The organism is Binatus sp. (SeqCode) (genome assembly GCF_049584895.1).
Classification (GTDB): Bacteria; Desulfobacterota; Binatia; order Binatales; family Binataceae; genus Binatus.
The window spans coordinates 1-12,466 of record NZ_JBAUYR010000087.1 but is presented as its reverse complement, the minus strand read 5'-3'; the positions used below and the strand labels follow the sequence as shown (position 1 = coordinate 12,466).

General features: G+C 59.4%; 11 protein-coding genes. 10 read left to right on the top strand and 1 reads right to left on the bottom strand.

All coding sequences use genetic code 11. The features are described 5' to 3' along the window. The 9 genes from WB650_RS15750 to WB650_RS15710 all read left to right on the top strand — a co-directional run. Positions 1 to 2,608 (top strand): molybdopterin-dependent oxidoreductase (locus tag WB650_RS15750; protein ID WP_423961134.1); only part of this gene is annotated, 2,608 nt, incomplete at its 5' end. Then, positions 2,609 to 3,967 (top strand): NrfD/PsrC family molybdoenzyme membrane anchor subunit, encoded by a 1,359-nt coding sequence (nrfD, locus tag WB650_RS15745; RefSeq protein ID WP_422304711.1) that lies wholly within the window; start codon positions 2,609 to 2,611, stop codon positions 3,965 to 3,967. A 1-nt stretch (position 3,968) separates the two neighbouring features. Further along, positions 3,969 to 4,472 (top strand): DUF3341 domain-containing protein, encoded by a 504-nt coding sequence (locus tag WB650_RS15740; RefSeq protein ID WP_422304712.1) that lies wholly within the window; start codon positions 3,969 to 3,971, stop codon positions 4,470 to 4,472. Positions 4,473 to 4,481: 9 nt separating this feature from the next. Next, on the top strand, positions 4,482 to 5,702 hold the full coding sequence (locus WB650_RS15735; RefSeq protein ID WP_422304713.1) for a hypothetical protein: 1,221 nt from the start codon (positions 4,482 to 4,484) through the stop codon (positions 5,700 to 5,702). Between the two features lie 41 nt (positions 5,703 to 5,743). After that, positions 5,744 to 6,727: a cytochrome c oxidase subunit II gene (gene coxB / locus WB650_RS15730; RefSeq protein WP_423961132.1), complete on the top strand. Its 984-nt coding sequence runs from the start codon at positions 5,744 to 5,746 to the stop codon at positions 6,725 to 6,727. Positions 6,728 to 6,737: 10 nt separating this feature from the next. Continuing rightward, positions 6,738 to 9,212, top strand: coding sequence for a cytochrome c oxidase subunit I (gene ctaD / locus WB650_RS15725; protein WP_423961130.1), 2,475 nt, complete (start codon positions 6,738 to 6,740; stop codon positions 9,210 to 9,212). Then, on the top strand, positions 9,209 to 9,538 hold the full coding sequence (locus WB650_RS15720; RefSeq protein WP_422304716.1) for a cytochrome C oxidase subunit IV family protein: 330 nt from the start codon (positions 9,209 to 9,211) through the stop codon (positions 9,536 to 9,538). The genes ctaD and WB650_RS15720 overlap by 4 nt, the downstream gene beginning before the upstream one ends. A 17-nt stretch (positions 9,539 to 9,555) precedes the next feature. Next, positions 9,556 to 10,374, top strand: coding sequence for a cytochrome c oxidase assembly protein (locus WB650_RS15715; RefSeq protein WP_422304717.1), 819 nt, complete (start codon positions 9,556 to 9,558; stop codon positions 10,372 to 10,374). A 117-nt stretch (positions 10,375 to 10,491) separates the two neighbouring features. Continuing rightward, complete coding sequence (locus tag WB650_RS15710) at positions 10,492 to 10,908, top strand: DUF2784 domain-containing protein (protein ID WP_422304718.1); 417 nt, start codon at positions 10,492 to 10,494, stop codon at positions 10,906 to 10,908. On the opposite strand, the gene WB650_RS15705 is transcribed toward WB650_RS15710, so the two are convergent. Continuing rightward, positions 10,880 to 11,473, bottom strand: a complete 594-nt coding sequence (locus WB650_RS15705; RefSeq protein WP_423961127.1) for a YajG family lipoprotein — start codon at positions 11,471 to 11,473, stop codon at positions 10,880 to 10,882. The two genes, WB650_RS15710 and WB650_RS15705, sit on opposite strands and share 29 nt — an antisense overlap. 93 nt (positions 11,474 to 11,566) lie before the next feature. On the opposite strand from WB650_RS15705, the gene WB650_RS15700 reads away from it, so the two are divergent. Further along, a partial coding sequence (locus tag WB650_RS15700; protein ID WP_423961125.1) for a hypothetical protein occupies positions 11,567 to 12,466 on the top strand: 900 nt, incomplete at its 3' end.

Genomic DNA, 12,466 nt, shown 5'->3' with positions numbered 1-12,466 from the left:
TCCGGACCGGCTGCGGCATCCGCAAGTTCGCGGCGGTGACGGCACGCTGCGAACGGCGTCGTGGGACGAGGCCGAGAAGATGCTGGCGGACAAGCTGGCGGCCGCGGCGAAGGCGGGCAAGGATCGCGTCGCGTTTTTCGGCGCGCCGAATGGCCCGACGTTCCAGAAGATCGCGATTGCATGGGTCGGCGCGCACAATTCGTCGCGCGCGATATTCTACGAAGCAATCAACAACGAGCCGGCGCGCGTCGCGGCCAAGACCCTTTTTGGGCGGCGCGATCTGCCGGCCTATCGAATCGATCAGGCCGAAGTGCTGATTTCGTTCGGCGCTGACTTTCTCGAGACGTGGCAATCGCCGGTGGAACTCGCGCGGCAATATTCGCAGTTCCGCACGCCGCAGAATCGTCGCGGCGCGCTGACTATCGGACGTGCGACGTACGTCGGTCCGCGCCTGAACATGACGGCGTCGAAGTGCGACGACTGGATCGCGACGGCGCCGGGTGCGCAGGCCGACGTTGCGTGGAGCGTGCTCAATGTCCTGGTCAAAACAGGCAAGGTTTCGCAAAGCTCGGGCTTCGATCTCACCGCGCTCGGCAAGGCGGTGGAAAATTTCGATCCTGCTGCGACCAGTGCGCGCACCGGCGTGCCGGTCGAGGCGATCACGCGGCTGGGCGAGACGTTCGGCAAGGCCGACGGCGCGCTCGCGATTGCGGGCACTGACGATTCGTCAGCACATCTCGCGGCGATGATTCTCAACGCGGTCACCGGCAATTTTGGCAAAACGATCATGTTCCTCGAAGACTCGCCGGCCGAAGATACCAGCACGCCGGATGAAGTTGACGCCGTGGTGGACGCGATGCGCGCGGGCGAGATCGACGCGGTTTTCATAGCGGGAGCAAATCCGCTTTTCACGATGCCGCCGTCGGCGCGAATCGCCGAGGCGCTCCAGAAAGTTCCGTTCGTGGTGTGGGCAGGCGGCGTGCCCGACGAGACCGCCGCGATGGCGAGTCTAATTTTGCCGGCGCATCATCCGCTCGAATCGTGGCGTGATACAGCACCGCGCGCGAACATCCGCGGACTTGGACAGCCGGTGATGCAGCCGGTGTTCAGCAGCAAGCCGCTCGGCGACATCCTGCTCGCTGCGGCCGCGAAATCCTCGAGCGCGAAACTTCCGTGGGCAAGCACGGCAGAGGCGGTCAAGACTGAATGGCTCGCGCTGGCTCCCAAAGCCGACAATACGAATCCACAAGATTTTTGGACAAACGTCCGGCGCGAAGGCGGCCTGTTCGAAGAGCAGCACTTGTCGGCGCTCAAACTCGACACGTCGCCATTCAAAGCGGCCGTACCGACCGCGGCGCAGATGGAACTTTCGGTGTACGCCTATCCGCATATTTTTCTCTACGACGGGCGCGGCGCGGACAAGCCGTGGCTGCAGGAGTTGCCCGAGCCGGTCACGCAAATCGTGTGGGACAGTTGGGCCGAGATTCATCCTGAGACGGCGCGCAAGCTCGGTGTCGCCAAGGACGACGTCATCGAGATAAAAACGGAGCATGGCGCAATTGAGGCGCCGGTGCTGGTTGAAAGCACGGTGCGTCCCGGCGTGATCGCAGTGCCGATTGGCCAGGGGCATCGCGCGTACGGCCGTTATGCGAAGGACGTCGGCGCAAATCCGTGGTCGATACTGGCGGCGGGCGCGACCTACTCCGCGGCGACAGCGCGCGCGACAGGGACGACTCGCACGCTCGTAACGCCGCTCGGCAAGAGTGACATGATGGGCCGTTCGATCGTTGAGGCGATGAGTATCGAGCAGCTCGCAAACGGCGTGATCCCGAAGAGCGAGGCGGAAGAAGTCACCGGGCCGTTCGAAATGTACGAGCCCTGGAAATATGCGGGGCACAAGTGGGGCATGACGATCGACGTCAATGCGTGCACCGGATGCAGTGCGTGCGTGACGGCGTGCTACGCGGAGAACAATGTGCCGACTGTTGGCAAGTACGGCGTCGATCGCGGGCGCATCATGTCGTGGATTCGCATCGAGCGTTACTTTCCGGATGAAAAAGAAGCGGCGGCGGCGCCGCAGCTCTATCTCGCGCCGATGCTGTGTCAGCAGTGCGATCACGCGCCGTGCGAGCCGGTCTGCCCGGTGTTCGCGTCGTATCACACTGAGGAAGGGCTCAACGGCCAGATTTACAATCGATGTGTCGGCACGCGCTATTGCGAAAATAACTGTCCGTACAAGGTGCGTCGATTCAACTGGTTCGTGCCGGAGTGGCCTGCGCCGCTCAACCTGCAACTCAATCCCGACGTGACTGTCCGCGGCGCCGGCGTGATGGAGAAATGCACGTTCTGCGTGCAGCGAATCCAGTTCGCCGAGCTGAATGCGAAGACCGAAGATCGCCAGCTGCGTGACGGCGAGATCGTCACGGCCTGCCAGCAGGCGTGTCCGGCGCGGGCGATCACGTTCGGCGATAGCAACGATCCCGCCAGCGCGATGATGCGCCGGCGCGATGACAACAAGCTGCGCAACTATCGCGCGCTGGAAGAACTCAACACGAAACCCGCGATCACGTATCTGCGCGATCTCTATCGAGAGAAAGGAAAGGCTTAGGTGGCAGCGGCGCCGAAAATCAATACTGAGCCGACCTACCGCGACGTCGATCGCAGCGTGCTGAAGGTGATGAAGCCGCCCGGGCTCGCGTACTGGGCGTGGATAGGATTTTGCTTCACGCTGGTGGGGATCGGAGCTGCCTGCTGGGCACGTCAAATCTACACCGGCCTGGGCGTCACGGGTTTACGGCAGCCGGTGATGTGGGCGATCTACATTACTAACTTCGTTTTCTGGGTCGGAATCGCGCATTCGGGGACGTTGATCTCCGCGATTCTATTTCTCTTCCGCACCCGGTGGCGCACCGCGGTTTATCGCGCGGCGGAGACAATGACTATATTCGCAGTAGCTACTGCGGGACTCTTTCCATTAATACATCTTGGCCGCGTGTGGTTCTTCTACTGGCTATTGCCATACCCAAACGAACGATCTTTGCAACCTGATTTCCGCTCGCCACTGGTGTGGGACGCTTTCGCAGTCAGTACCTATCTGACTATCAGCGCGCTGTTCTGGACCATGGGTCTGATCCCCGATATCGCGAACGCGCGCGAGAACTCGTCCGGCGGATGGCGCAAGAAGTTTTACACCGTGCTGGCGATGGGCTGGCAAGGCACCGATCGACAGTGGCGGCATTACTCGATGGCGTACTTGCTAATGGCGGGATTAGCTACTCCATTGGTGCTGTCGGTGCATTCGGTGGTGTCGTGGGACTTTGCGATGGCGCAGTTGCCCGGCTGGCACAGCACAATTTTCGCGCCATACTTCGTCGCCGGTGCAATCTTTTCCGGCGTCGCGATGGTTATCACACTACTGATTCCGATGCGCCGGATGCTCGGCCTCGAGGATCTCCTGACGAAATGGCACTTTGACAATCTTGCCAAGGTCGTCCTGCTCACGTCGCTGGTAGTTTCATACTCCTACATTACTGAAACTTTCATGACCTGGTACTCCGGCGATCCGATCGAACAGATGACGTTTCACATGCGCTACTTCGGGCCTTGGGGATACCTCTTCTGGATCATGGTTCTGTGCAATTGCCTGATTCCGCTGCTGTTGTTCTCGCCGCGCATCCGGGTGAACCTGGTCGCGCTTTGGATAATTTCAATTTTTATAAATATCGGGATGTGGCTCGAGCGCTTTGTGATAATCGCGGGCTCGCTACGGGTGAACTTCGAGCCATCGCAATGGGGTGCCTATCATCCCTCATTCACAGAAATCATGATCACAGTCGGCAGCTTCGCCTGGTTCGTCGGATTGTTCTCGTTGTTTTCCAGGTTTTTGCCGATCATCTCGATGACGGAGCTTAAGGAAGGAATCGTCTGGCTCCGCAAGGCGCTCAGGATCCAAGAGAAGGCCGCATAACATGGTCGAGATCAAAAGCTCGTTTGCCAACGAAGAGCAGTGCGCGCACGCGATCGAGGAATTGCGCACGGCGCAGATCGCAAATTTCACCACCTTCTCGCCGATACCGAGCCACAAGATCGAACACGCCATCGGTAAGAAGAAAAGCCCGGTCCGCTGGATCGTGTTGACGGGCGGAATTTCAGGCGTGCTTACCGGTCTCGCCATCACGATCGGAACAACTTACGAATGGCGCCTCAATGCGGGGGGGAAACCACTGGTGTCCTGGCCGCCGTTCATCGTGATCTGCTTCGAGTTGATGGTCCTGTTCGGTGGAATCTTCGGATTTTTTGGCGTGCTGGGACTCGCGGGTATTCCGACCACCGAGAGCGCCGAAGGGTTCGAGGGAAGTTTCGACGAAGATCGATTTGGAATTGTGGTTCGTGTGGACGAAACGTTAGCGCCCCAAATTCAGTCCATGCTGAAGGAATCGGGCGCCGAGAACGTCATTCGTGAAGGCGTATAACCGGCGGCGATGAGCACCCATCCTCAAACTGTGCATCACGAGCGCGCCGCGATGAAACCGCAAGCGGTGGAGTCTGTGGCCGGCGTGACTATGCAGGCCGTGGCAGGCGCGATGATCGTCGTCGGCGCGATCGCATTCTTACTGGCGCTGATACGCGGTGGCGCCGCGATCGCGTGGCAAGCCTATCTCGTCAATCTGCTATTCTTCCTCGGCGTCGCACAGGGCGCGTTGGTTGCGTCCGCATCGTTCTACCTGACGCAGGCAAAATGGGGCGGCTCGACACCGTATCGCCTCGGCGAGGCATTCGCGCCGTTCCTGTGGATTGGATTTTTTCTGTTCTTCGGATTGTATTTCGGCCGCAGCCTGATTTTTCCGTGGGTGACCCATCCGATAGCGCAGAAGGCAGCATGGCTGAACGTTCCTTTTCTATTCGCACGCGATGGAATCGGGCTTGGCGTGATGGCCGCCGCAAGCTTCGCGTTCATCCGGGCCTCCCGCAGCGACGAGGCGCGGACGTGGACGATCGCCACCGACGACATTACATTGCCGCCGCATTCGATCCGGGTGCTCGCTCCGCTGGTCGCGATCCTGTTCGCGGCTATCTACACGCTGATCGCGTTCGATCTGGTCATGTCGCTGGCGCCGGTATGGCGCAGCACCCTTTTCGGCTGGTACTTCTTCGCTGGCGCTTTCTGGAGTGGATTAACCGCGATGGCTCTGGTGGCGACCGTGATGCGTGGCCGCCTGGGCGCTCACAACCTCTTCACGAATCCCACCGTGATGCACGATTTCGGCAAGATGGTCTTCGCCTTCTCCGTCTTCTGGATTTACCTGATGTTCTCTCAGTACATCGTGATCTGGTACGGCGACATACCGGTCGAGACGTTTTTCATCGTTCATCGGGTCCATCACATGCCGTGGTCGCCCCTATCGGTGGCGTGCCTGGTTTTGATTTGGCTAATCCCGTTCACAGTGCTGATGAGCGTGCGGACCAAAAAGACCCCGCTGATTCTCGGCACGGTTTCCGCCTTGGGACTCATCGGAATGTGGCTCGAGCGATACGTTTTGGTGGTCCCCTCGCTTTCGCTGGACGCAATTCCGTTCGGACCGACGCAGTTTCTAATCTCGATCGGCTTTCTTGGCGCATTTCTTTTTTCGGCAGTGCCGGGACTCAACCGCGTCGCACAAGCCGCGACCTCGGGAGAGCCGGTCGGAGATGATGAGGAATGATCCGGCGGGGTTTAAATAGGCATCTGCTCGCGTCAGTAGCTATGCGAGTGGCTATCGCACTGACTATTGCGGGATGCTCGGACACCGACCGGCCGATGACGACGCTCGCACCGAAGTCGGACCTCGCGCAGTGGATTCAGAGTCTCTACATCCAGGTAACGACGTGGGACGCGATCATTTTCACGATCGTAATCGTCGCGTTCATCCTGGCAGTGTTCGTGTTTTCTTCCCGTGTCGGCGAAGCTGCTCCAGCCTCGACCGCGTCGTCCGATCTGGGTCTTGAAATCGCGTGGACGCTCGGTCCCACGCTCGTACTGCTGATGATTTCGGTGCCGACAATACGCACGATTTTCCGTTCGCAGCCGGCCGTCCCACCCAAGGGCGCGCTCGAGATCAAAGTAGTCGCGCATCAATGGTGGTGGGAGTTTGACTATCCAGACGGCGCGAAAGCCAGTAACGAGATGCATATCCCCGTCAATCGGCCGATTCGCCTGTCGCTGGAATCCGGCGACATTATTCACAGCTTCTGGGTTCCGCAGCTCGGCGGCAAACGCGACGTGGTGCCGGGCCAAATTAACGAGCTGACCTTCGTCGCGACGGTGCCGGGAGTATATCCGGGGCAATGCGCGGAGTTTTGCGGCCTGTCGCATGCGAACATGCGCTTTCGAACCTTCGTCGACTCGCCGGATGAGTTTGCGAAATGGGACAAGGATCAGCTTGCGGGACCTGTCTCGATTTCGGCGAGCGATTCGTTGGCGTCCGATGGCGCAAAGGTTTTCGCCGACAGTCCGTGCACGACTTGTCACATGATCCAGGGCGTCTCGAAGGGATACATCGGACCCGACCTGACGCATTTCGGCGCGCGCACTACTCTCGCCGCCGGAGTGCTGAAGAACACGCCCGAGAACGTCGCGAAGTGGATTAAGAATCCCCAGGAAATCAAGCCGGGCGCGAACATGCCCCCGCTGCTGCTGCCGGGACCGCAGCTGAACGCGCTCGTCGCTTATCTCGAGAGTCTGAAATAGGGAGCTTCAAATGGCTGCGCAGCCCAAACCATTGCCATTGCATCAGCCGAGCTACCTCGAAGGCGGCGGTATCATCGGATGGCTGACGACGATCGATCACAAACGCGTTGCCGTCATGTATCTCGCGAGCGCGCTGTTCTTCATGGCGTTCGGCGGAATCGAGGCGATGGCGATTCGCGTACAGCTATGGCATCCCGACAACCACGCGCTATCGGCGGGGACCTACAACGCATTTTTCACGATGCACGGGACGACGATGATCTTCCTCGTCGTCATGCCGCTGCTGCTTGGATTCCTCGGGAACTTCCTGATCCCATTGCAAATCGGCGCGCGCGACGTCGCGTTCCCGCGGCTTAATGCGGCGAGTTTCTGGCTCGCGCTGACCGCGGGCATCCTGCTCCATCTCGGCTGGATTCGCGGCGGACTTCCCGACGCGGGATGGTTCGGCTACGCGAATCTCACCGAGCGATATTTCACGCCGGGCCTCGCGATCGATTGGTGGGTCATCGGTCTGCTCGTTTCGGGCGTCTCGACCGTCCTCACAGGCCTGAATTTCCTGACCACTATCATCGCGATGCGTGCACCCGGCATGACCTATATGCGCATGCCAATGTTCATATGGTCGCTGTTGGTGACGTCGATCCTGATCCTGCTCGCGTTTCCGGCGCTCACGATCGGGCTGATCTTTCTGCTCTTCGATCGTTTCTTCGACACGCACTTCTACATCGCGTCTGCCGGCGCGACTCCAATTCTCTGGCAGCATCTGTTCTGGCTGTTCGGCCATCCCGAAGTGTACATCATGGCGCTGCCGGCCTTCGGGATAATCTCCGAAGTCATGCCGACGTACTCGCGCAAGCCGCTGTTCGGCTATCCCATGATGGCGTATTCGATCTGCCTGATCGCATTCCTCTCGTACGGCGTGTGGGGACATCACATGTTCGCGACCGGGATGGGCCCGGTTGCGGACTCGGCGTTTGCTATCACCTCGATGCTGATCGCGATTCCCACCGGCGTGAAAATTTTCAGCTGGATCGCGACCGTATGGGGCGGCTCACTGCGCATGACGACCGCATTCTATTTCGCTCTCGGGATGATACTCGAGTTCACCATCGGCGGGCTCAGCGGGATTATGCACGCGTCGGCGCCGATCGATCTCCAGCAGACCGACTCGTATTTCGTCGTCGCGCATTTTCACTACGTGCTGTTCGGCGGCGTGATGTTCGCGATACTCTCGGCATTCTACTACTGGTGGCCGAAGATCAGCGGCCGCATGCTCGGCGAGACGATCGGCAAGTGGCAGTTCTGGCTGACGGTCATCGGATTCAACATGACGTTTTTCCCGATGCACATTCTCGGGATGTGGGGGATGCCGCGGCGCACCTACACCTACGGCGCCGACATGGGATGGACGCATCTCAACCAGCTCGAGACGGTCGGCGCGTTCATTCTCGGCATCGCGTTCCTGCTTTTCTACGTTAATATTTTCAAGAGTCTGATTAGTGGAGAGCTGGCGACTGCCGACCCATGGGACGGGCGCAGTCTCGAATGGTCCACGCCGTCGCCGCCGCCGGCGTACAACTTCGCGAAGATTCCGCAAATCCGCGGCCGCGACGCGTGGTGGATTCTCAAATATGGGCGCGCCGGTTCGCGCGGAGTCGCTGCCTACATGTCGGGGCAGGCGCCCTCGCAACCGCAGCCGAGCGAGCCGGTTGACCTCGAGCACATCCACATGCCGGCGCCGTCGATCTTCCCGCTGGTGCTGAGTCTCGGCGTCGGCATGATGGGCCTCGGGCTCATCATCGACTGGTATCGCATTGTTTTCATCGGCGCGGCGGTCGTCGTGATGTCGATCATCGGTATGGGCTTCGAGTATCCGGACTTCGGTGAAGAAACCTACGATCCGGAGCACGCACCGTCTTCTGGTGGAATCGACGTGCGCAAAATCGGCGTGTGGTCGTTCATCGGCTCGGAGTGCGTGTTCTTCGCGAGCCTTATCTCGACCTTTATCGTTTACAAATCGCGAAGCATCAGCGGTCCCGGCCCGGAAATTCTCAACATCCCGCTGACTTCGTTCAGCACCTTCATTCTGCTGATGAGTTCGCTGCTGATGGTGCTCGCGCTTGCAGCGACCCAGCGCGGCGACAAGCGATGGGAACGAATCTGGCTCGGCGGCACGGTTCTCTTCGGTCTGATTTTTCTATGCGGCCAGGTTTACGAGTTCACCAGCTTCTATCACGAGGGCATGGGCCTGACGACCAACCTCTTCTCGCAGTCGTTCTTCGTGCTGGTTGGATTTCACGGCGCACACGTTGCGATCGGAGTGCTGTGGCTATCGGTCCTGCTGGTCGCCGAGATGACCGGCAAGCTCGGCAAGTCGCGCGCGCTGTCAGTCGAGCTCGCGGGACTTTACTGGCATTTCGTCGACGTCGTGTGGATCATCATCTTTACTCTCGTCTATCTGATGCAGGCGGTGCCCGGAGCATGAGCGACATTGCAGATACCCACGGTGGGCAGGTTCATCATCCCGGTGCGGCGACTTATCTGATCATCGCCGCGTTCCTGGTCGTGCTGACTGCCATGGAAATAACCGTCTTCTACGTGCACGCGCTCCGCCCCGTGCTGGTGCCGGTGCTGATCGTGCTGGCTGCGGCCAAGTTCGCGCTGGTCGCGATGTTCTACATGCACCTGAAGTACGATGGCTGGCTGCTGACAGGAGTGTTCGTTTTCCCGCTGATGATCGCGACGGTCCTGATGATCTCGTTAATCCTGCTGTTCGCGTATCTGTCTCGACACATGGCGGCCATCAGCTAGGCGCTAATTTTTTGGCCATGGATATTTTCGGCGAACATCCGAGCGTTCCGATAGGCGTCGCGATTCTGATCGCGATTTACCTCGGCGCATGCCGCGTCGCCGGACGCCGACCGACGCGCCGTCAGGCGATGTGGTTCGCGCTCGCGATGGGCGCGATCTTATTTACCCACACCGAACTGGACGAACTGGCGGACGCACGAATCTTTTCGATGCACATGCTGCAGCATCTGATGCAGACCTTCCTGATCCCGCCGCTCATCCTGCTCGGGACGCCAGGCTGGATGATTCGGCCGTGGATCCTCAGCCGTCCGATTAAGCCCATCGCGCGCTTGCTGACGACACCGGTCGTCGCGTTCCTGATTTTTTCCGCGGTGTTCGTAACCGCACACTTTCCACCTATCTTCGACCGGATGTGCCGCGACGAGAACTTTCACATCTTTCTGCATCTGCTCTTCATGGCGGCCGGCATGCTCTTGTGGTGGCCAATCCTCAGTCCGCTCCCCGAGATGCCGCGGCTCTCGTACCCTGCGCAAATCCTTTACCTGTTCCTGCTGATGATCCCGATGACCGCAGTCGCCGCGCCGATCACGCTCGCAACCCGCGTCATTTATCCGTGGTACAGCGAGGGCGCGCACGGATGGGGCCTCAAGCCGCTCGAAGACCAGGTGCTTGGCGGCCTGATCATGTGGATCGGACAAGGCACCTACCTGATGTTCATCTTCACGTTCATCTTCTATCGATGGCAGCAGCGCGAAGACAACGACACTCCGATCGTGCCGGCATCGACGACCCCAAATCTGCGCGTCGTCCCATCGCGGCGCGTCGCCCACTCCTAAAGTTCCCCTCTCCCGAAGGGAGAGGATTGAAGGTGAGGGACCTTATCCAGCGCGCGATTTTTTCGCGCGCGATTCAAAATTCTGCTTCTGACTGAGAGAACAAACACGAGAACACTAATGTTATGGCTGGCGACAGCCGACCTCGTAACAGTCATCCACGCGGCCTATGTCGCGTTTGTAGTGATCGGATTCGTCGCCATTCTGGTTGGCTGGGCAGCAGGATGGCATTGGGTCCGGAACTTCTATTTTCGGCTTGCCCATCTCGCAATGATCCTGTTCGTGTGTTGCGAGGCGCTCATTGGCGCAATCTGTCCGCTCACTCTCCTGGAGAATACGTTGCGAGTGAAAGGCGGCGAATCCGGATACTCGCGCGATTTCATCGGCTACTGGCTCGATTGGCTGATCTTCTATCAGGCGCCGCCCTGGGTATTCACGACCGTCTATCTAATCTTCGGCGTCTTGGTGCTCCTGACGTTTTGGATCGTGCCGATGCAAAGGCCGACGGTTAAGGTTTCGCGAGCAGCGCGTTCATGAACGCGGGGTCGTCAAACAGTTTTGCGACTCCTTGCTCGAGCGCGCCGCTGAGTGCGTCACCGAAATCCTTGGACACGCTGCCGAAGACCGCGGGATGGGTCGTGGCCGTCTCGTCGAAGCTCTTCGCGTAGGCGATCACCTCGCCAGGACGCACAACCTCGACGTGCATCTCCAATTCAGCAGTGTAGGAGGAGTAGAAAAGCGAACTGATGAAGTGGCCGTTCAGCTTGAGTACCTGCACGCGAACTTCTGTGCTCGCCGGGCCGCTGGCGATTACAAATCCGCGCGCCTGCAATTCCGATTGCACTGCGTCCCGCGCGGTATCGCCGACGTTGTTGCTGGTAACCACGCTCTGTTGGTCGTACTGACCGACACTGTTCGTGTTCGCGCGCTGATCTTCGCTGACGACGTGCACGTGAACTGACGACGCCCTCGGAACCGGCGTGACGTTCGATTCAGGCTGATAAGTGATCGGCACCGACATCGGGGCCATCAGACATCCACCTACTGCCGTGATCATCAGTAATATAAGAGCGGAGATCCGATCGGCGTGCGCCCGCATCATGGATTTACGGCTACTCTGCGCTGTTTCCGAAGTCAAAATCGTTCAGTTCGGCATGCTTGCCGGATGCGGATCTTGTGGGTTACTAGTTGAAACGTGGAACACTCGAGGACGCGGATCATTATCGACGGCGCTATTGCCGGTCTCATCGGCGCCGTGGTGGTCGCTGTATGGTTCCTGATCTTCGATCTGATTCGCGGGCACGCCCTCGAAACGCCCGCATTGCTTGCCGCCACTATTCTGCACGGGTCGCACAGCCACGAGGTGCATCACGGACTGGCGCTGCTGGCGCTCGAGTATTCGCTGATCCATTTTGGCGCATTCATAACCTTCGGAATCGCCGGTGGGTTGTTGCTCGAGGCTTGCGAGACCGAATCGTCGCTGTTGTTTTCGCTGGTAATTTTTTTCGTCGCGTTCGAGGTCTTCTTCATCGCGGTCGTGCTGTTCCTCGGGCCGAACGTGATGGTCGAGCTGACCTGGTGGGGCATCATCGTCGGCAATCTGCTCGCGACGGGCGCGATGCTCTCGTATTTCTTCTGGCGGCATCCCGCGCTCGCGTTCAATCTGCTCGGCGGCTGGATCTCAATCGTCCGCGAAGGCGTCACGGCCGGACTGGTCGGCGGCATCGTCGTCGCCATCTGGTTCATGGGCTACGACTTCGCCTCCGGCAATCCGTTTCACACGCCCGCGATTCTCGGCGCGATGGTTTTTCAAAATGCGAGCGTGAGCGACGGCATTCAGGCGACGCTGCCGCTCGTGCTCGGTTACTCGATTCTGCATTTTTCGGCGTTCGTGGCGTTCGGGCTGGCGCTCGCGGTCTTGCTGGCAGCGTCGGAATGGGAGCCGTTCATGGTCCTCGGCGCGCTGTTGTTACTGGCGGTATTCGAAGTGTTCTTTGTCGGCTTCGTTTCGCTGGTCGATCAGTCGGCGCTCGAAGCGTTAGGATGGTGGAAAATTGTCGCCGGAAATATCCTCGCGCTGATCGCGATGGCGACC